13 protein-coding genes and 1 pseudogene are annotated in these 21,115 nt (G+C 62.9%); 5 read left to right on the top strand and 9 right to left on the bottom strand.

Annotated features, from left to right (window positions below):
• Nucleotides 1-106: 106 nt before the first annotated feature.
• Nucleotides 107-1,522: a type I glutamate--ammonia ligase gene (gene glnA / locus BCA01S_RS01780; protein WP_027775450.1), complete on the bottom strand. Its 1,416-nt coding sequence runs from the start codon at nt 1,520-1,522 to the stop codon at nt 107-109.
• 438 nt (nt 1,523-1,960) lie between these two features.
• Here glnA and BCA01S_RS01785 point away from each other — a divergent pair, with 438 nt between their 5' ends.
• Complete coding sequence (locus tag BCA01S_RS01785; protein WP_027775451.1) at nt 1,961-2,425, top strand: rhodanese-like domain-containing protein; 465 nt, start codon at nt 1,961-1,963, stop codon at nt 2,423-2,425.
• Between the two features lie 88 nt (nt 2,426-2,513).
• Here the strand turns inward: BCA01S_RS01785 and BCA01S_RS01790 are convergent, their stop codons facing one another.
• The 4 genes and pseudogenes from BCA01S_RS01790 to BCA01S_RS01805 form a co-directional block, all read right to left on the bottom strand.
• Nucleotides 2,514-3,344, bottom strand: coding sequence for a competence/damage-inducible protein A (locus BCA01S_RS01790; RefSeq protein WP_020065475.1), 831 nt, complete (start codon nt 3,342-3,344; stop codon nt 2,514-2,516).
• A 92-nt stretch (nt 3,345-3,436) separates the two neighbouring features.
• Nucleotides 3,437-3,802, bottom strand: a pseudogene (locus tag BCA01S_RS34315) (EI24 domain-containing protein); the annotation flags it as partial.
• A gap of 149 nt (nt 3,803-3,951) precedes the next feature.
• Nucleotides 3,952-4,947 carry a sterol desaturase family protein gene (locus BCA01S_RS01800; RefSeq protein WP_020065473.1) on the bottom strand — a complete coding sequence of 332 codons (996 nt, stop codon included), beginning with the start codon at nt 4,945-4,947 and terminating at the stop codon, nt 3,952-3,954.
• Nucleotides 4,948-5,010: 63 nt separating this feature from the next.
• Nucleotides 5,011-6,030, bottom strand: a complete 1,020-nt coding sequence (locus tag BCA01S_RS01805) for a YVTN family beta-propeller repeat protein (RefSeq protein WP_027775452.1) — start codon at nt 6,028-6,030, stop codon at nt 5,011-5,013.
• Between the two features lie 574 nt (nt 6,031-6,604).
• Here BCA01S_RS01805 and BCA01S_RS01810 point away from each other — a divergent pair.
• Complete coding sequence (locus BCA01S_RS01810) at nt 6,605-9,472, top strand: YadA-like family protein (RefSeq protein ID WP_027775453.1); 2,868 nt, start codon at nt 6,605-6,607, stop codon at nt 9,470-9,472.
• Nucleotides 9,473-9,874: 402 nt separating this feature from the next.
• On the opposite strand, the gene hrpA is transcribed toward BCA01S_RS01810, so the two are convergent.
• Complete coding sequence (gene hrpA / locus BCA01S_RS01820; RefSeq protein ID WP_027775454.1) at nt 9,875-14,269, bottom strand: ATP-dependent RNA helicase HrpA; 4,395 nt, start codon at nt 14,267-14,269, stop codon at nt 9,875-9,877.
• A 23-nt stretch (nt 14,270-14,292) separates the two neighbouring features.
• Here hrpA and argA point away from each other — a divergent pair, with 23 nt between their 5' ends.
• The 3 genes from argA to proP all read left to right on the top strand — a co-directional run bounded on the left by argA (nt 14,293) and on the right by proP (nt 18,282).
• Nucleotides 14,293-15,681 (top strand): amino-acid N-acetyltransferase, encoded by a 1,389-nt coding sequence (argA, locus tag BCA01S_RS01825; RefSeq protein ID WP_020065469.1) that lies wholly within the window; start codon nt 14,293-14,295, stop codon nt 15,679-15,681.
• Nucleotides 15,682-15,794: 113 nt separating this feature from the next.
• Nucleotides 15,795-16,070 (top strand): oxidative damage protection protein, encoded by a 276-nt coding sequence (locus BCA01S_RS01830; protein ID WP_027775455.1) that lies wholly within the window; start codon nt 15,795-15,797, stop codon nt 16,068-16,070.
• A gap of 742 nt (nt 16,071-16,812) precedes the next feature.
• Nucleotides 16,813-18,282: a glycine betaine/L-proline transporter ProP gene (gene proP, locus BCA01S_RS01840; RefSeq protein ID WP_027775456.1), complete on the top strand. Its 1,470-nt coding sequence runs from the start codon at nt 16,813-16,815 to the stop codon at nt 18,280-18,282.
• Nucleotides 18,283-18,447: 165 nt separating this feature from the next.
• Here proP and BCA01S_RS01845 read toward each other — a convergent pair whose 3' ends face one another.
• The 3 genes from BCA01S_RS01845 to BCA01S_RS01855 form a co-directional block, all read right to left on the bottom strand.
• On the bottom strand, nt 18,448-18,936 hold the full coding sequence (locus tag BCA01S_RS01845) for a metallophosphoesterase family protein (protein WP_027775457.1): 489 nt from the start codon (nt 18,934-18,936) through the stop codon (nt 18,448-18,450).
• Nucleotides 18,937-19,026: 90 nt separating this feature from the next.
• Entirely contained in the window at nt 19,027-19,602 is a 576-nt protein-coding gene (locus BCA01S_RS01850) for a TMEM175 family protein (protein ID WP_027775458.1), read from the bottom strand.
• Between the two features lie 85 nt (nt 19,603-19,687).
• Complete coding sequence (locus BCA01S_RS01855; RefSeq protein WP_027775459.1) at nt 19,688-21,088, bottom strand: FAD-containing oxidoreductase; 1,401 nt, start codon at nt 21,086-21,088, stop codon at nt 19,688-19,690.
• Nucleotides 21,089-21,115 lie beyond the last annotated feature (27 nt).

Consider the following 21,115-nt stretch of genomic DNA (forward strand, 5'->3'; position numbering starts at 1 on the left):
TGCGGCCGGTCCAACGAAAAAGGGACGGCGCCGCCGTCCCTTCGTGACCGATCGCGAGCGTCGGACAAAGCGCTTCGCCGTTCGAAGGGCGAAGCGCCATTGCCGCTTACAGCGAGTAGTACATTTCGAACTCGATCGGGTGCACCGACTGACGATAACGTTGCAGCTCGTTCGTCTTCAGTTCGATGTACGCATCGAGCATCGAATCCGTGAACACGCCACCGCGCGTCAGGAATTCGCGGTCGCCGTCCAGCGCGTCCAGAGCCTGATCGAGGCCGGCGCACACGGTCGGGATCTTTGCATCCTCTTCCGGCGGCAGGTCGTACAGGTTCTTGTCGGCAGCCTCGCCCGGATGAATCTTGTTCTGTACGCCGTCCAGACCCGCCATCATCAGCGCGGAGAAGCACAGGTACGGATTCGCCATCGGATCGGGGAAGCGCGTTTCGATACGGCGGCCCTTCGGGTTCGACACGTGCGGAATACGGATCGACGCCGAACGGTTGCGAGCCGAGTAAGCCAGCTTCACCGGTGCTTCGAAGTGCGGCACGAGACGCTTGTACGAGTTCGTCGACGGGTTCGTGATCGCGTTCAGCGCGCGAGCATGCTTGATGATGCCGCCGATGTAGAACAGCGCGAATTCCGACAGACCTGCGTAGCCGTTGCCCGCGAACAGGTTTTGGCCGTCCTTCCAGATCGACTGGTGAACGTGCATGCCCGAACCGTTATCGCCGACGATCGGCTTCGGCATGAACGTTGCCGTCTTGCCGTACGTGTGCGCGACGTTCTGGATGATGTACTTCATCTGCTGCAGCCAGTCGGCGCGTTGCACGAGCGTCGAGAACTTGGTGCCGATTTCGTTCTGGCCCTGGCCCGCGACTTCGTGATGATGCACTTCGACCGGAATGCCGATCTGTTCGAGCAGCAGACACATTTCCGAACGGATATCCTGGAACGTGTCGACCGGAGCGACCGGGAAGTAGCCGCCCTTCGTGCCCGGACGGTGGCCGGTGTTGCCGCCTTCGAATTCCTTCGACGACGACCACGGTGCTTCTTCCGAGCCGATCTTGACAAAGCAGCCCGACTGATCCGTGTTCCACTGAACCGAGTCGAAAATGAAGAATTCCGGTTCCGGACCGAAGAAGGCCGTGTCGCCCAGGCCCGAGCTCTTCAGATAGGCTTCAGCGCGCTTGGCGAGCGAGCGCGGGTCGCGCTCGTAGCCCTTGCCGTCCGCCGGTTCGACGACGTCGCAGGTCAGCACGAGCGTGGACTCTTCGTAGAACGGGTCGATGAAGGCCGTGTTCGCGTCCGGGATCAGCAACATATCCGATGCTTCGATGCCCTTCCAACCGGCAATCGACGAACCGTCAAACGCATGGCCGCTTTCGAACTTGTCTTCATCGAATGCCGACACCGGCACCGAAACGTGTTGCTCTTTGCCGCGCGTGTCGGTGAAACGGAAGTCGACAAACTTGACGTCTTCGTCTTTGACGAGTTGAACGACGTCGGCCACGGATTTGCTCATAACCTATCTCCTGATTAACGAATTCGGCGGATTTCAGCCGCCGCCCAATCTAGCTGACCCGTCCCGGCACGTCCACCCCTCAATGATGAAGAGTAAAACTCGAAATTCGCCGCGGCAGATCGATCGGGACGGTTAAAGCAGCAACTGTGCCATGTATGCGCCAACAAGGCGCGAACGCACGCAGTGCGCGCGTTTCCGGGGAATTCGCGCACCGCATGACATGCGCGCCTGAGTTCGCGCCTCGGCGTCAAGCACCGTATTGGGGCAATTTTCGCTGAGCGTTATTCGCGCCGGCTTATTTTAGTGCATTGACAGGAGTTTGCACCAAGTATGGGCGCAGAAATCCGCCACATGATGCCGTGACCGACGCAGCGTCTGGACCCCACGCCACGCCTTGGGGCCGCGATAGAATGGTCTTTTGGTCAAGGAGACTGACTCATGAGCACACTAGAACAGCTGTACTCACAAGCGGACAAACGCCGCACCGAAAACCAGTTGCCGTACGCAGGCGCGCTCTCGCCTGCCGAGGCGTTCGAACTGCTCCAGCTCGATCCGCGCACGCGTCTCGTGGATGTGCGCACCCGCGCGGAACTCGACTGGGTCGGCCGGCCGGTGATCGGCGACGGGCAGTATGCGCATGTCGAATGGACGCGTTATCCGGGCGCAGTGCCGAATCAGGAGTTCCTGCATCAGTTGAGCAACGTTGCGTCGCCGGATACGCCAGTGCTTTTTCTGTGCCGCAGCGCCGCGCGTTCGAAGCTCGCTGCGATCGCGGCCGCGCAGGCTGGCTTCACCAAGGCTTATGACCTGCTGGAAGGCTTCGAAGGCGACAAGGACGGCCAGGGGCACCGCAAGACCGTCTCGGGCTGGTGTTTTCGCGGGTTGCCGTGGATCGGCGCTTAAGGCGGACTGCATGAGGGCGATTGCATACCGCCCAATGCGAATCCGCGCGGCAAGCGCGGTCGCAGATCCCGGAGCGCACAGGCGAAGCTCAGGCGCGGGGCTTCGCCGCTGCCGCCTCGTGCTCGACGATGTCACCGCCCAGCAGGTGTACGCCTTCTCGCAGCTTCACGAACGCCGCTGCAACCGCCTCCGGTTCGCCCTTCACGCCAAGGTCGATGTGATGACGCGCATAAACACCCCCGCGCTCGGCGTCGCCGACACTCGGCAGACTGAACACGCGCACGCCAGGAAAATCGTGTTCGATCTTTTCCATTAGCGGCGTTACGCGCGACTCGGGTAGCTCGAACACCAGCAGGGACTTTTCCGCGTGCGGCATGGCGTGATGCAGATGCGCGTAGTGGGTGTCCAGCACCCATTCGATCATCGGCCAGGCCATGACCGGGAAGCCCGGCACGAAATAGTGTTCGCGGATCGAGAAGCCCGGAATCTTGTTGTAGCCGTTCGGAATAATCTCCGCGCCTTGCGGATACGTGCCCATATTCAGACGATGCAGATTCTCGGGCGAGTTCAGGTCGAGCGGCGTCGCTGCTGTGGCCGGGTACATGTCGCGAATGCGCTCCTGAATCAGCTTCTGCGCTTGCGGATGCAATTCCAGCGGCACGCCGAGCGCAGCGGCCGCGCATTGACGCGTATGGTCGTCCGGTGTCGCGCCGATACCGCCCGTGGAAAACACGATATCGCCGGAGTCGAAAGTGCGCCGCAACGTCGCGGTAATGCGTTGCGGGTCGTCGCCGATATACTCCGCCCAGCCAAGCGACAAGCCACGCGCGCCCAGCAGTTCGATGACTTTCGGCAAATGCTTGTCGACGCGCCTGCCCGACAGAATTTCATCGCCGATGATGATGACGCCAAATGCCATTGCCGCCTCTTTGGTTATGTCGTTTGTTGATCAATAAGGAACCGGCGCAGTCTGCCGGAGGCCCCCTGCCTCGTCCGCGCGCATGCGTTGCTCATTTCGAGGCTTGGGAACTGGCGAGTCGACAGGAAGCGGATCACGGCCGGCATCGACAGCGTGGCGATCAGCAGCAATACCGTGACGACGATCAGCGGGATCGTCATGGCAATCACGAGGAACGGCGCGATGGCCGCATGCAGTCCGGAAAAGCCAAGCGAGTCGAACAGATGGTAGAGCGTGACGGTAAACGACCAGCTTTCAAGCCAGCCGCGCGTCGCGCCGATCAGCGTCTGCCACGAGAACCACAGGATCACGCCCCACCCGACTGTTGCCGCGAGAAACGGCAGGAAGGTCAGCCAGAGCATGCGCGGGTGGAGCGCGCTTGCGAGCGCGCGCCCGAACGAGCGCAACAGATCATTCATGCGAGCCAGTGCCGGTGAATGCAACGATGAAATGGAGGAAGCGGCGCGCGGTCACCGAATGCGGACCGTGAGCGCGAACGTGGACAGCATAAACCACGTGACGCGCCGCCGGGGAAACCAGCGGCGTGGGGAGAAACGAACCGTCAGGCTCAGACCGCGGTCGCACCGCCCTGATTGCGCCGCCGCGCCGACAGGCGCCGGCCGATGCGCGCGAAGGCGAGCCAGTGCTGCGCCCAGAAACCTTCGCCGTAGACGCGGCCCTGGAGTTGGTCGCTGATTCCGGTCGGCTCCATCTCGCGGCTCCACGACACGCTCCGGAACAGCATGTCCCACCACGGAAACAGCACGCCGAAGTTGCAGCCGTATTTCAGACCTTCGTGACCGTAGCCAATGGCATGATGGCGTCGATGGAATGTCGGGCTGACCAGCAGACGCTCTCCGAGCCAGCCGAAGTACAGGCGAATGTTGGCGTGCTGGACGCTTTGCGCGAGATTCGTGATGGCGACCAGCACGACGAATTGCGACGGCGGCACGCCGATCACGAGCGCGATCACCGCGAAGAACGACGCCTGCAGCAGGTCGTCGAGCAGATGGTTGCGGTCGTCGGCCCACAGCGACATTTGCTGCTGACTGTGATGCACCGCATGCAACTCCCACCAGACGCCAACGCGGTGCTGCCAGCGGTGATACCAGTAACCCGCGAAATCGAGCACCAGAAGGTACATGACAAAAGTGACGAGCGGCTGCGTAGTCACGCCGGGCCACAAATTGTCGAACTCGATATTCGAGATGTCATGCAGGCGCAACCACGCCTGCACATGGTCGAAAAACGGCTGCAGCGCAAAAAAGAAGAACAGGTTGAGAATGCCCAGCTTGGCGATCCACGTGTAGATCACGTCGACGCGCACCGCCTTGCGATTCTCCCATTGCTCGACCGGACGCAGCGCTTCCAGCGGTCGCAAGATCGCGTACATGGCCAGCACTTCGAGGACGCCCACGATCACCCAATACAGGCTGTCATACGTGTCCTCGTCATAGTCCATCAGATTGAAGTGGAACAGCAGCGGCTGCACCACGTCGACGTACAGCAACGTCTGCAACGCGGAGACGAAGCTGTCGAGAGAAGACGAAATCAGATGGAACATGGCGCTGGTCGGGTTACTTCGATCGTTGCGGCTCGCTCAAAAGCGGCTTGGATAGCAGCATTATCACGCGCCATTCGGCGCCGTGACCGGCGCACGATTAAAGAAATAGATGCCATGCGGCGAACGGCCCACCGCAATGGTCTGAATCAGCTTGCGCGTGTTCAGGTCGATGACGCCGACGTGCTTCGCGAAGCGGAACGTTACCCACAGATACCGTTTGTCGGCGGAAAGTTCCATGTCGTCCGGACCCGGCAACAAACCGGTAATGTCGCCGACATTGGTGAGCGAATCTTCGTCGATGATGCTGATCGTGCTTGCCACCCGGTTGGACACCGCGACGTGCTTGCCGTCGGCGAGCGAGCGGAAGTTGTGCGCGCCGTTGCCCGTGTGAATGGTCTTCACGATCTTCTGCGTGTGCCAGTCGACCACGGCCACGTAGTCGGCGCCGGTCATGCCGACGAGCAGATACTTTTCGCCCGGCGTCATCCAGAGACCGGCCGGGACCTTGCCAACCTTCATTTTCCACTTCACGGTTTGCGTGGCCAGGTCGATCGCGGCGAGTTCGCCGGAGACCTGCAGCGTGACAAACACCGTTTTGCTGTCGTTCGTGAACGCCATGTGGCTCGGCATGACCGCGAGCGGCAGGCGCGACGCGAGCGTCATCTGGTTCTTCTGGCCGTCGTAGTGATAGATATCGAGCCGGTCGAGGCGCAAACCGGTGGTGACCAGCCACTTGCGATCAGGCGAAAAGCCGATCTGGTACGGGTCTTCGATGTTTTCGACCCAGCGTTGCACCTGCCCCGATTTGGGGTCGACGAACATCAGGTTGTTCGACACCGAGTTCGCTACGATCAGCGACGAGTTGTCCGGCGTCGCCATCAGGTGATGGGGTTCCTTGCCGGTCGGTACTGTGCCGACAACCTGGCGAGTCGTCTCGTCGATAAGGCTCAGCGTGGCTTCGGCGGAATTCAGCACGATCACGTTGTTGGCATGGGCCGCCGGAGAAAAAATGCCTGCGGCGGCTACGAGAGCCATGCCCGCGGCGAACGTGGCTGTCACGCCAGAAAGAAAAAATTTACGCATGAAAACTCACTTCGGAGAACGACCGTCATTGTAGAACGTTTGCCCGGGCGTGCGGTTGACGCAGATCGGGTCGTCGCCTACGAAAATGAAGGGCCTGATGGGACGCTTGCTGAACGCTTGGATCTGCTTCCTGATACGCCGACGGTGCGAGAAACGTCAGCCTCGTTTGTGCGCGAAAGCGATAAGACAATCCACACCCCGCATTATTTAAAATCTGAATAATCACGACTATTCTCAATTCCGCCTCGCTTTTTTAACAGATTAATTGATCGATTTAAGACCACTGAATTTGTTTGCTTATTTTCGGATTTCGCTTATTTGCGCCGTTCGCAGCCCGCTCCGACAATCTCGCGTGCTCATCGTCCAACCCTCAATCCCGTGGACGTTTCGAGTGTGACGCAGATAATCCGGGCGTGGGCAACCACACGAAAGCAACAGCCAGATAATGGCAGCAAGCAGGCTTGCGTTAATAGCCGATATTTTCTGCATGCGGCCTGATAAATGGACGATGACGCCCTCTCCGATTATCTCGTCCACTCCGGCCACGACACAACAGCGCGGAGTCTCAAGACAAGTGAACAAAATCCATCAATCAATCTGGTGCGAAGCGACGGCAACATGGGTAGCAACGCCGGAAACGTCAACGGCGAAGACCAAGCGCGGTTCTACGCGCACGAAGCTTGTCGTACTGGCGGTTGTCGCGGCGGCTGCGGCATTGGGCGGGGCGAACGCAATGGCGGCTGGCGCCAATTCCACGGCGGGTCCTGGGGCAATCGCCGCCGGAGACAACTCCGTGGCGTTCGGACTGAACGCGGGCGCATCGGGTACGAGTTCCATTGCGGAAGGTGCGGGTTCCGCCGCAGCGGGAGACAACTCGATCGCAGTGGGCTTGACGGCAACAGCCTCCGGGTTAAATTCAATCGCACAAGGTGCGGGTTCCAATGCTTCAGCCGACGGTTCGACAGCCTTGGGCATGAGTGCGCTTGCACAGGGCTACCGGTCGATCGCAACCGGAACTGGCGCCGTGGCGTCGGGCGCCGATTCGGTCGCAACAGGGACCGGAGCCGTTGCCGCTCGTGCCCGCGCGGTTGCCACGGGAGTGCTGGCAAGTGCAAACGGCATCGATTCGATCGCCGCCGGGTCAGGAGCGCGCGCAGACAAGGATGGCAGCGCCGCCTTCGGCAGCGGCGCAACCGCGACCGGAACGCAGTCGACCGCCCTTGGCTACGGCGCGGCGTCCAGCGCGATCGGCAGTGTCGCACTGGGCTATGCGGCCACGGCGTCGGGCAACAACGCGTTTGCCGGTGGCCCCTCGGCTACTGCCGCAAGCGGGAACTCCACGGCGCTCGGCTATGCGGCCTCCGTTACAGGCTTGAACTCGGTCGCGATCGGTTACGGCGCCGCAGCCTCCACTGACAACAGCGTCGCGCTCGGCGCTCAATCCGCGACGGGAGCGGACCTCAGCAAACCCGGATATATACCCGCTGGGGGCGATCCTACGACGATTGCGGCTACGGTCGCAAAGGGCGAAGTATCAATCGGCTCTCAAGACAACGAGCGCCGCCTGACGCATGTCGCGGCCGGAGCGGACGCAACCGACGCCGTCAACGTCAGCCAGTTGCAAGCCGCTACTGCCAGCGCGTCGCGCTACTTCAAGGCAAACGGCAACGGCTGGAACGACGGGACCGACGACGCATCGGCGACCGGGGCCAATGCGGTCGCCATCGGCAGTTCGGCACTCGCCGCGGGCGATGCAAGCTTGGCCGTCGGCACGAGTTCACAGGCACAGGGCGGCTACAGTACCGCCGTTGGAGGCTTTTCTAGCGCGTCAGGCGACGGTTCGACTGCCCTCGGCTATGAGGCAAGCGCTGTCGCCGCTAACTCCGTAGCGCTCGGTTATCAGGCAAGCGCGGTCGCCGCCAACTCTGTCGCGCTAGGCTATCAGGCAAACGCTGTCGCGGCCGACTCGGTCGCGCTCGGTCAAGGTTCCATTGCCGATCGAGCAGGAACGGTCTCGGTCGGCTCGGCCGGCAACGAACGCCAGATCACCAACGTCGCTGCTGGCACCGAGGCAACCGACGCCGTCAACCTGAGCCAGTTACAGACGGTCAGTGCGAACGCGGCGCGCTACTTCAAGGCGAACGGCCTGAACGACGGCACCGACGACGCATCGGCGACCGGGGCCAATGCGGTCGCCATCGGCAGCTCGGCACTTGCCGCCGGCGATGCAAGCTTTGCCGCCGGCACGAGTGCCCGGGCACAGGGCGTCTACAGCACCGCCGTTGGAGGCTTTGCCAGTGCTTCAGGCGACGGCTCGACTGCCCTCGGCTATCAGGCAAGCGCAGCGGGGCTCAACTCCCTTGCCCTCGGCTATCAGGCAAGCGCGGCGGCTTCCAACTCCGTCGCGCTCGGATATCAGGCAAGCGCCGTCGTCGCGAACTCCGTAGCGCTCGGCCAGGGCTCCGTCGCCGATCGCGCGGGAACGGTCTCGGTCGGCTCGGCCGGCAACCAACGGCAGATCACGAACGTCGCAGCCGGCACAGCCGATACCGACGCCGTCAACGTCGCACAGTTGAAAGCCGTTAGCGACCAGGGCGCCGCCAACGCCGCGAAGCTCGACGGTGCAGTGATGTACGACCGGGACGCCAATGGCAACGTCGACAAAAACAGCGTCACGCTGGGTGGCGATGCAGCCAGCGGCGGCACCGCCATCCATAACGTCGCGGCAGGCGTCGACGCTTCCGATGCCGTCAACGTCGGTCAACTGAACGCAGCGATCACCGGCGCCGTCAACCACGCCGTGGTCAACGCAGCGAATCCGTTCTTCAGCGGCGAAGGCAATCGCGACACCGAAGGTGCCGTGTCGTCGGGCGTGCATTCAGTCGCAGGCGGCGCGAACGCGCAGGCCACCGGCGTGAACGCCAGCGCAATCGGCGCGAATTCCATCGCAAGCGGCAACAACGCGACTGCACTCGGCGCGGCTGCCACTGCTAGCGGCACGAATTCCGTCGCCTTGGGCCAAGGCTCGGTCGCGGATCGCGCAAATACGGTGTCCGTCGGCGCCGCGGGTCAGGAGCGCCAGATCACCAATGTCGCAGCCGGGGTGCAAGGCACAGACGCAGTCAACGTCAATCAGTTGCAGCAGAGCGCGAGCGGCGCGGTCGGCGAGGCGCGCAGCTACACCGACGACCAGATCCGCTCGGCCCGACGCGACTCGTACGGCGGCACCGCATCGGCTTTAGCTATGGTCGGTCTGCCTCAAGCTGTGCTGCCCGGTCACGGCATGGTCGCGATGGCCGGCGGCACCTATGGCGGCCAGTCAGCGCTTGCCATCGGCGTGTCGCAGTTGTCGGAGACGGGCAAGTGGGTCTACAAGCTGCAAGGCAGTACCGACTCGCGCGGCCAGTTTGGCGCATCAGTCGGCGCGGGTATGCACTGGTAAGCGAGTGCTGCCGGACTGGCGCGTTGGCGTCCAGTCCGGCACTGCGCCGTGCATCACGGTGCTAAACGTGGAGTCAGCAGGTCGGCGCTGGTCCGGCGCCGGACTGCACACGTTCGCGCGTGACACCCGTCTTCCATAAGGAACGGGTATCACGCGCCTTTTTTGTTCAGCGCGGTTGAAGGCGTGGAAAGCGCAGGAAGCGCACGAAGCGTTTGGGGCGCTTAAAGCGTTCGTGGCGTTCGTGGCGTTTGAGGCGCACGAAGCGCTTGAGGCGTTCGAACCGTTCGAACCGTTGTAAGCCCAGACCCGCAGCAAAGCACGTCTCGCGACAACCAGGCAAACCGGCATGCTCAGTGGACCCAACGCCCAAGCCACAGCCCACGCATTCGCAACCTGCACGACTCACCGCTGCATCGAATCCCACACCTTGTAAAGCCGCTTGACCGACACAGGCATCGGCGTGCGCAGTTCCTGGGCGAACAGCGAAACGCGCAGCTCTTCGAGCAGCCAGCGGAACTCGGACAGACGCGCATCGGGCACGCCGCCGCGCTGCGCGACCGCTCGCTGATAATTCTGCAGCAGTGGCTGGAATTCCGCGAATTGCCGTGCGTCGCGCGCGGGATCAGCCTTCAATTTGTCGATCCGCAACGCGATACCCTTCAGATAACGCGGAAAATGCGTGAGCTGCGAGTACGGGGTGTCCACCACGAATCGCTTGCCGATCAGAGCGTCGAGCTGATTCTGCATGTCGGCGTGCGCAGCCGTGAACGACTTCGCCTGCACCAGCTTCTTCAGTACCGACGCGTATTCGCCAAGAATCTGTCCAACCAGCCGCGCAATCTCCTGCGCCAGCAACGTCAGGCGGCTACGTCCTTCATCGCGGCGCGTATGGAAACTGACGTCGTCGTCGGGCAGCGAGTCCTGCAGGCAGGCGCGATCGAGCGCAGTGTCGATCAGCTGATCGCGCAACTCCTCCTGTGTACCGCGCGTCATGAACTGCATCGCCATTTCGCGCAAGCCCGGCAGATTTTTCTCCAGGTACTTGATCGGCTCCTTCAACTGCAAAGCGAATAGCCGACGCAGGCCCGCCCGATGAATACGCGCGGCCTCATCCGGCGAATCGAACACCTCGACGTCGCAATGCGTGCCGCGATCCACGAGAGCCGGATAGCCGAATAATGTCTGCCCGCCGCGACGGATTTCCAGCAACTCCGGCAGCTTTCCGAAATTCCACGTGGTGAGGTTTTCGTACAGCGCCGTGCCACCCGCGCCACCTTGCGACGGCGTCTGCGGCGCCGGCGCAGCCGCGCTCTTCCCTCGCTGTGCCGGACCACTGGACGCAGGCGCCGTCCGCGCCGTTCCTGCCCCGTCCGCCCGCGAACCGGCCGCGTCGGCCAACGCCGCGCCTGCCGCGCTCGATGCGATCTTCTGGAAGTGCTGCTGGGCCTGGCCGCCCAGTTCCGCCCGTAGCTGCGACAGATTGCGCCCCATCGCGAGTTGCCGCCCGTGTTCGTCCACGACCTTGAAGTTCATGAACAGATGCGGCGGCAATGTCTCAAGCTTGAAGTCCGACTGTTTCAGCATGAGTTGCTTCTGCTCGCGAATATCGGCGATCAGCGCTTCGAGCAAACCGCCAGCACCAAAACGCGGCGCCCCATGCCGGTCGACGAAACCGGCCGCATATTCCGGCAGCGGCACGCAGTGACGCCGGAGCTTCTGCGGCAGCGACTTGAGCAGCAGTTGCGTCTTCTCCTTCAGCATGCCGGGTACGAGCCATTCGCAGCGCCGCGCGTCGACCTGATTGAGTGCATAGAGCGGCACGGCGAGCGTGACGCCGTCGCGCGGAGAACCCGGCTCGAAGTGATAGGTGAGCGCCATTTCGACGCCCGCCATCGTCATCCGTTTCGGGAACAGATCGGTCGTCACGCCGGCAGCTTCGTGCCGCATCAGGTCGTCGCGCGACAGATACAGCAGGCGCAGCTTGTCCTCGGGCTGACCGCTTTTCTTCAGTTCATCGCGATACCAGCGCTCGAACGACGCGCCGGTGTAGATCCCCTTGGGCAGCGCCTGATCGTAGAACGCAAAAATCAGTTCGTCGTCGACGAGCACATCCTGACGGCGCGACTTGTGTTCCAGTTGCTCGATGTCGGCCAGCAGCTTGCGGTTGTGCGCGAAAAATCCGAGCTTGGTGTCGAACTCACCTTCGACGAGCGCGCCGCGAATGAACAGTTCGCGCGCCCGCGCAGGGTCCTGTTTGCCGAAGCTCACGCGCCGCCGGTGATAGATCGGCAGCCCGTACAGAACCGCGCGCTCGAAGGCCGAAACCTGCGCCGCGCGCTTCTCCCAATGCGGTTCTGACAGCGACTTCTTCAGCAAATGCGAGCCGATTTTTTCGATCCATTCAGGCTCGATCTTCGCAATGCAGCGGGCGTACAAACGGCTCGTCTCGACGAGTTCCGCGGCCATGACCCACTTGCCCGCTTTCTTGACGAGCGCGGAGCCCGGCCACAGATAGAACTTGATGCCGCGTGCGCCGAGGTAGTAGGGCTCATCGTCGGCTTTCAGTCCGATGTTGCCCAGGAGGCCTGTCAGCAGCGCGAGATGGATCTGCTCGAAAGTCGCTTCTGCTTCGTTCAGACGCCAGCCGTGTTCACGCACCACCGTCAGCAGTTGCGAATGCACGTCACGCCATTCGCGCAGACGCAATTGCGACAGGAAATTCTTCCGGCATTCCTCGTGCAACTGCTTGTTCGACTTCTTGTGCGCGATCGCTTCTTCGAACCAGTTCCAGATTTTCAGCCACTGCAGGAATTCCGAGCGTTCGTCGGCAAACCGGCGATGCGCCTGGTCGGCCTGTTCCTGCGCCTCGATCGGCCGGTCACGCGGATCTTGCACCGACAACGCGCTCGCGATGATCAACACTTCCTTCAGCGATTGCTGATCGCGCGCGGCGAGAATCATCCGGCCGACGCGCGGATCGAGCGGCAGACGCGCGAGTTCGCGGCCGAGCGGCGTCAGCTGATTGTCGTCGTCGACGGCGCCGAGTTCGTTCAGCAGCTGATAGCCGTCGGCGATCGCGCGGCCCGGCGGCGGTTCGATGAACGGGAACGTCTCGATCGCCGTCAGATGCAGCGACTTCATGCGCAGAATTACCGACGCGAGCGACGAACGCAGAATCTCCGGATCGGTGAAGCGCACGCGGCTCTGGTAATCGCTCTCGTCATACAGGCGAATGCAGATGCCGTCGGCCACCCGGCCGCAGCGCCCTGCCCGTTGATTCGCGGCGGCCTGCGAGATCGACTCGACCTGCAACTGCTCGACCTTGTTGCGATACGAATAGCGCTTCACGCGCGCAAGTCCCGTATCGACCACGTAGCGAATGCCCGGCACCGTGAGCGACGTCTCCGCCACGTTCGTCGCAAGGACGATGCGCCGTGCGTTGGAGGTGCGGAACACGCGTTCCTGATCGGCGGCCGAGAGCCGCGCGAACAGCGGCAGGATTTCCGTATGCGGCGGATGATGCTTGCGCAGCGCCTCTGCGGCGTCGCGGATTTCACGCTCGCCAGGCAGAAACACCAGCACGTCGCCGGGGCCTTCGCGGCACAGTTCGTCGACGGCATCGACGATCGCTTCCATCAGATCGCGGTCGCGCTCCTTGCCGGTCTCTCGCGGAGTCTTCGCACGTTCACGCGACGCCGAGCCGCCCGATGTGCCTGACGTACCCTGCGCCGCCTTCACGGCGGGGCTGTCCTCCTCTATTGGACGGTAGCGCACCTCGACGGGATAAAGCCGCCCGCTCACTTCGATTACCGGCGCGGGCTTTTCCTCGCTGCCGAAGTGGCGCGCGAACCGGTCGGCGTCGATCGTCGCCGACGTCACGATCACCTTCAGATCGGGACGCTTGACCAGAATTTCCTTCAGGTAGCCGAGCAGAAAGTCGATGTTCAGACTGCGCTCATGCGCTTCGTCGATGATCAGCGTGTCGTACGCTTTGAGCAGCGGATCAGTCTGCGTTTCGGCGAGGAGAATACCGTCCGTCATCAGCTTGACGGATGCACCCGGCGACAGGTTGTCGGTGAAACGCACCTTGTAGCCGACCACTTCGCCAAAGGGCGTACCAAGCTCCTCAGCGATGCGCCGGCCCGTCGCCGAAGCGGCAATGCGGCGCGGCTGTGTGTGGCCGAGCAAGCCCGAGCCGCCCGCGCCGAGGCCGCGCCCTAGCGCAAGGCAGATTTTCGGCAACTGCGTGGTCTTGCCCGAGCCGGTTTCGCCTGACACGATTACCACCTGATTTTCGGCGATCGCCTTGGCGATTTCGTCGCGGCGGCCCGAGACCGGTAGCGCTTCGGGGAAGGTGATCGGCGGAACCGGATTCGGCTGCACCACGCGCGCCTCACGTGGGGCGCGCGGTTCACGGGGCGGTTGCTGGCGCGATGGCTTTCCAGCCTCTGGCTGCCTGCCCTGCCCGCGCTGGTCGCGTTGCCCGCTCTGCCCGCGTTGTTCGCCGCGTTGTTTGCGTTGTTCGCCCCGTTCACGCGATTCAGGTGCGTCGCGCGTCTCGCCCGGCGGCTCCGCGCGCTCGACATCCTTCGACGTGTGCGACGCATTCTGCCGGTTGGAAGACGCCTGCGCGCGTTCGCCGGCGCGATGCGGCTCGCGCGCCTTTCGAGGCGCGTCCGGGTTGCTTTGCTTCGCGTCCTTTTCGGGGCGGCGCTGCGCGTCGCCGGAGTTCGCCTGATCGGCGGCCGGCGCCGCATTCTCGTTCGCCGCGGCGGGACTTTTGGGTACATTCGACATGGGGGCGCATTATAATCCCCGGCATGAATTCCCAAACCGACCTCGTCCCCGCGCCCGCGAGCGTTCCGGCCCCCGCCGGAGCAACGGAAAACCTCGCACAGCACGCGCAATTCGTCGACTGGATGCGCTCAGTCGCCCCTTATATCCACGCGTTCCGGAATAAGACGTTTGTTGTCGGTTTCGGCGGCGAAGTGGTGCATCAGGGGCTCCTGAATGCGCTCGTGTCCGACATAGCGCTGCTGCAGGCCATGGGCATCCAGATCGTTCTCGTGCACGGCTCCCGGCCGCAGGTCGAAGAGCAGATGAGTCTGCACGGCGTCGAGTCCGAGTTTTCGCACGGCATGCGCATTACCGACGCCCGCGCGCTCGAATCCGCGAAAGAAGCCGCCGGCGAAGTGCGTCTGGATATCGAGGCCGCCATCAGCCAGGGCTTGCCGAACACGCCCATGGCGCACGCGCACATCAGCGTGGTCTCGGGCAATTTCGTGACGGCGCGCCCAGTCGGCATTCTGGACGGCGTGGACTTCGCGCACACAGGCGTGGTGCGCAAGATCGACGCGGATTCGATCCGTCATTCGCTTGCAAGCCGCAAGCTGGTGCTGTTGTCGCCGCTCGGCTTTTCGCCCACCGGCGAGGCATTCAACCTCGCAATGGAAGACGTCGCCTCTGCTGCCGCCATCGCCTTGCGCGCCGACAAGATCGTGTTCCTGACCGAAACGCCCGGCCTCATGCAGGCCGGCGAAGACGGCACCGAACTGATCCGCGAACTGTCGCTCGACGACGCGTACAAGCTGCACGAAAGCGGCGAAGTCACCGGCGACGCGGGCTTCTATCTGAAGCATTCGATCCGCGCGTGCCGCGGCGGCGTGGCGCGGGCGCACATCATCCCTTACGCGCTCGACGGCAGTCTGCTGCTCGAACTGTTCCTGCACGACGGCGTGGGCACGATGATCTCGTACGAGAATCTCGAAAGTCTGCGCGAAGCCACGCCGGACGACGTCGGCGGCATTCTCGCGCTGATCGAGCCGCTCGAATCGGACGGCACGCTGGTGCGGCGCGGCCGCCATCAGATCGAGCGCGACATCGACCATTTCTCGGTGATCGAGCACGATGGCGTGCTGTTCGGCTGCGCGGCGTTGTATCCGTACACGCAGGAGCGCATCGGCGAAATGGCTTGCCTCACAGTCGCGCCCGAAGCGCAGGGCACCGGCGACGGCGAGCGCCTGCTCAAGCGCATCGAGCAACGCGCGCGGGCCCGCGGGCTCACGCGCATTTTCGTGCTCACCACACGCACCGAGCACTGGTTCCTCAAGCGCGGCTTCGTCAAGGTCACGGTCGACGACCTGCCCGAAGACCGCCGCCGACTGTACAACTGGCAGCGCAAATCGCTCGTGCTGATGAAACAGCTCTGAGCGGCCCCATATAAAGCGACCGCCCGTCCTCGTATCGATTACGGTAATTATTTTTTATGGGACTGGAGTAAGTGCCGAAGCATTCACTCCGGTCGACACAGGAGAAGCACAGCATGACTCGTATGGTTCAATGCGCGAAGCTCGGCAAGGAAGCCGAAGGCCTCGATTTCCCGCCGCTGCCGGGCGAACTCGGCAAGCGGATCTACGAAAGCATTTCCAAGGAAGCGTGGCAAGCCTGGTTGAAGCAGCAAACCATGCTGATCAACGAAAACCGTCTGAACATGGCCGATCCGCGCGCGCGACAGTATCTGATGAAGCAGACCGAAAAGTTCTTCTTCGGCGAAGGCGCGGATACGGCGCAAGGTTACGTGCCGCCGCCGGCTGAGTAAGCGCGAATCGAGTGCTCCGCACTCGCAGCAGTAGCGACGAGATCCGCGCCACGTGCGCGGATTTTTTTCGCCCCTCGCCTGCCGCGCAAACTCTCCAAACGGTACATTCGGTGCTCTTCCGGACGTCTTTTCGAGACTGTCTCGATCGCCGGAATCTCCCGCCCCGCAAGGGATCGAGCGCCGTCGCCAGACCGCGGGTGCGAAACCGGGTTTGCACGATCCTCTGTCATCGTGCTAACATGTGCGTCGTTCCAACAGCAATTCACCTACATTCGCGTTCTCTGACCTTGCGACCCGCCATGTGCCTGCACTGCGTGAGTCCATCGCGATGGAACAGTTTTTATACAAGAAGGCTTGTCGGTCGTATCGCGGTTTGAAGTCGCCCTTCGGTTATCCAAAGGGCCATTCAGGCGGCGAATAAAGCACCGGCCTTTTTCGTTTCAAGCCTTCCAGTGGCGTAGGTCCGGCCTCCAGCCGTCTGCGTCCTCATGCATCTGCCCCCCCTCCACGGCCACGCAGGTGCAACAGTCAACACAATTTAATCGAGTGTTTTTTCGCGACCTGGCTCGCGAGGCACGGGCGTTTGCTGCTATTGCCGCGCTTTCGCGTTTCTTTTCCGACGCGCGCCCACTCTTTCGCCCTCGCGGCGCAAGAACGCCATCGCCCCGTTTGCGAAACTGCACTTCCCAGCAACCGTGGCGGAACGCATCATGAGTTTCGTCGCAGTCATCGGAGTTTTACCTTGACCGCTTCCAGCAACGGCTTCTGGCGACATCACAAACAAGAACAGCGCCTTTCTCTCGACGACATCACGGTCGTCGATAACTCGCTCCTCAAGCGTGCCGTCGGCGCCATGGCGCTCGGCAACGCAATGGAATGGTTCGACTTCGGCGTGTACAGCTACATCGCTGTCACGCTCGGCAAAGTGTTCTTCCCGTCGTCGAGCCCTTCCGCCCAGTTGATCGCCACGTTCGGCACGTTTGCCGCCGCATTTCTCGTGCGCCCGGTCGGCGGCATGGTGTTCGGGCCGCTCGGCGACCGCATCGGCCGACAGCGCGTACTCGCAATGACCATGATCATGATGGCGATCGGCACGTTCGCGATCGGGCTGATCCCGAGTTATGGCTCGATCGGCATCCTCGCGCCGGCGCTGCTGCTCGTAGCGCGTCTGGTGCAAGGCTTTTCGACCGGCGGCGAATACGGCGGGGCAGCCACCTTCATCGCCGAATTTTCGACGGACAAGCGGCGCGGCTTCATGGGCAGCTTCCTTGAGTTCGGTACGCTGATCGGCTACGTGCTCGGCGCAGGCACGGTTGCGGTGCTGACCGCGACGCTGTCGAACGACGCGCTGCTGTCGTGGGGCTGGCGTGTGCCGTTCCTGATCGCCGGTCCGCTGGGCCTGGTGGGTCTTTATATCCGGATGAAGCTCGAAGAAACGCCCGCGTTCAAGAAGCAGGCCGAGCAACGCGAAGCCGAAGACAAGGCGCTGCCGAAGCAGTCGCTGCGCAATCTGCTCATGCAGCAATGGAAGCCGCTGCTGCTGTGCGTCGGGCTCGTGCTGATCTTCAACGTGACCGACTACATGGCGCTCTCGTACCTGCCGAGCTACCTGTCGGCCACCCTGCACTTCAACGAATCGCACGGTCTTTTCATCGTGCTGCTCGTGATGGTACTGATGATGCCGATGACGCTCGCAGCCGGCCGTCTGTCCGACACGATCGGCCGTAAGCCGGTGATGCTGTTCGGCTGCGTGGGTCTGTTCGCGCTGTCGATCCCTGCGCTGCTGCTGATCCGCATGGGCACGCTGGTGCCCGTGTTCGGCGGCCTGATGATTCTCGGCGTGCTGCTGTCGTGCTTCACGGGCGTGATGCCGTCGGCACTGCCGGCGCTGTTCCCGACTAAGATCCGATACGGCGCGCTGGCCATTGGCTTCAATATTTCGGTGTCGCTGTTCGGCGGTACGACGCCGTTGGTGACCGCATGGCTCGTCGACCGCACCGGCAATCTGATGATGCCTGCGTACTACCTGATGGGCGCGTCGCTAATCGGTATCGTCTCCGTGATGGCGCTCCGCGAAACCGCCCGCAAGCCGCTGCTCGGCTCGGGCCCTTGCGTGGCGACGCGCGCCGAAGCACATGCAGTACTGCGTGGCGAACGTGAAGCCGAAGAGATGGACGAACGCTACGCAGCCACTGCTACGGCGCGTGCGTGATTGCCTGCGGCGCGGTGATACGGCGCGACTGCTTTGGGCGTCGCCGCTAACCGCGTTATCAGGCTTGATTGCGGCAATCGCGCTAGCGAAGCCGACTTACCGCGCGGCATTCCAGTTACATCGAAAGTAGGCGCACGACGGGCCGGCACATTTGCCGGCCCGTTTTCATTTCAGCAGCAGATCGAATCTCGCCTGCGCGCGCGATCCTTCGACCGTCAGAATGCCCGCCGACACCGGCAGCTTGAAGCGTCGCGGCCCCGCACTGCCGGGGTTGATGAACAGCACGCCGTCGCGCTCGGTGATCGACGGCTTATGCGAATGGCCAGTCACCACCACGCCGATACCGTCGTTGCGCGGATCGGCTGGCACGTCGGCGATGTCATGCACGACAAGAATCGCGACCTGCTGCACGTTGAGCGTCGCATGCGTAGGCAGCGACGCGGCCCACTCGCCGGTGTCGTTATTGCCGCGCACGACGGTGAGCGGCGCGATCTGACGGAGCGCCTCGAGCACGGCCTCGCTACAGATGTCGCCCGCGTGGATGATGGCGTCGCAGCCCGCGAGATATTCGAGCGCTTCGGGACGCACGAGATTGTGCGTGTCGGAGATGAGGCCGATGCAGCTCGACGGCGCGCGGCGAGTAGATGAAGTCATGACTACGGTATCCGTGAAGCTCGGGGCTGGTCGCGATTAGCCTCGCTGCGCTCAGGCTCGTTGCGCGAGGGCGGTCGCCCGCCAGCACGCTCAGGCTTCCATCACGTGCTCGATGCGCCGGTCCGGCACGAGCCACCATGCCGCAGCAAGCGCGTAGAGCGCCGCCGAAATCCACGGCGCGACGAAGGCGAGCGCAATGCCCGCCAGATAAATCGCCACCGACACTTTTCCTTTGATGTCGTTGCCCACCGCTTTTGCGAGCGTCGAGTCACGACCGTGCGCACGGATCAGCGTGCGCGTCAGGATGAAATACGCGATGGCCGACATGAACAGCACGACGCCGTACATGGCAGTCGGCCAAGAGGCCAGATGATTTTCGCCGACCCAATGCGTGACGGCGGGAAGGAGCGACAGCCAGAAGAGCAGATGCAGATTGGCCCACAGCACGCCGCCGTTGACCCTTTGCACCGCATGGAACATGTGATGATGGTTGTTCCAGTAAATGCCCACGTAGATGAAGCTCAGCACATAGGCGGCGAATACCGGCACGAGCGGAATCAGTGCGGCGAGATCGAAGCCTTCCGGTACCTTGATTTCCAGCACCATGATCGTGATGATGATGGCGATCACGCCATCGCTGAAGGCTTCGACACGTCCCTTGCCCATCGGCTGTTCCTCGAATGAATGCGGTTGAATGCGGGGCGATTATCCGCGATGGCGCGACGCTTTGTCGATGCGCGCCGCGCTCGGGTTACTTCAGCGGCTTCAGACCGTCGAGCAAAGTCGGCACCAGTTCGCTGATGGTCGGATGAATGTGCATCGCGTATTGCAAGGTGGGATACGGCGCTCCCGCCGTCATGATGTCGATGAAGGTATGAATCGCCTCGTCGCCTTCTATACCGTGGATTGCCGCGCCGAGAATCTGCCGGGTGTGCGGGTCGGCAAGCACCTTCATGAAACCGTCGGTCTCGCCGCGCTCGCGCGCGCGGCCCACGCGCGACATCGGCATGGTCGCGATCAGCGCGTCGCGGCCGCTCTTGCGCACGTCGGCTTCGGAAAGGCCCACGCGCGCGAGCGGCGGGTCGACGAACACCGCGTACGCCATGATCCGTTTGTCGACAGTGCGCGTGCCGCCATCGAGCAGATTGGCTGCGACGATCTGGTAATCGTCGTAGGACGTATGCGTAAACGCGCCTCGTCCGTTGATATCGCCGATCGCCCACACGCCCGGCACGTTGGTGCGCAACTGGCCGTCCACGGGAATCGTGCCATGCCGGTCGGTCTCGATGCCGGCTGCGGCAAGGCCGAGATCGTCGGTATTCGGTTTGCGGCCGGTTGCGAACAGCAGATGCGACGCCTCGAGCGCCGGGACATTCTGCTCGAAGCCGATACACACCTCGTTCTCGCGATGGGGATGCGGCTCGACGCGCGAAGGCTGCACCCCGAAACGGAACTCCACGCCTTCGCGCGCCAGCACGCTCTGCACTGACTCCGCAAAGTCGGCGTCTTCGCGCGTGAGCACACGATCGCCGCGCACCAGCACCGTCACTTCGCTGCCGAAGCGGCGAAACACCTGCGCAAATTCGAGCGCGATATAACTGCCCCCGACAATCACGAGCCGGCTTGGCAACTCCGTGATCTCAAGCAGACTCGAGTTGGTGTAATAGCGGGCTCGCTCGATCCCTTCAAGCGGCGGCACCACGGCGCGCGTGCCCGTATTGAGGAAAATCTCGTCCGCGCTCAGTTCGTGTAGCACAGCTCCGTCTGGCCCGCTGACGGCAAGCGTGTGCGGCCCGGTGAAGCGCGCATGGCCGTTGAACACCGTGACGTTCCGAGCGCCCCGCAGCCAGGCCTCCACTCCGTCGTGCGACTGGCCGACGATCTTGTCCTTGCGCGCCTTGACCGCCGCCATATCCACACCGACCGCGCCGCCGATATGCACGCCGAGCCTCGCCGCATGGCGCGCCACATGCGCCGCGCGGGCGCTGGCAACATACGCCTTGGTCGGCGTGCAGCCGACGTTCACACAGGTCCCGCCGAACGCCGCGCGTTCAATGACCGCCGTGCTGCGGCCGCTTTTGCCAAGACGCACAGCGAGCGGCGCGCCGCCCTGTCCCGTGCCGATCACAACCGCGTCGAAGTGCTGTGCCATCGCAAGTCTCCTGGGGCTCAGATGCAG

The organism is Paraburkholderia caledonica NBRC 102488 (assembly GCF_000685095.1).
Lineage (GTDB): Bacteria > Pseudomonadota > Gammaproteobacteria > Burkholderiales > Burkholderiaceae > Paraburkholderia > Paraburkholderia caledonica.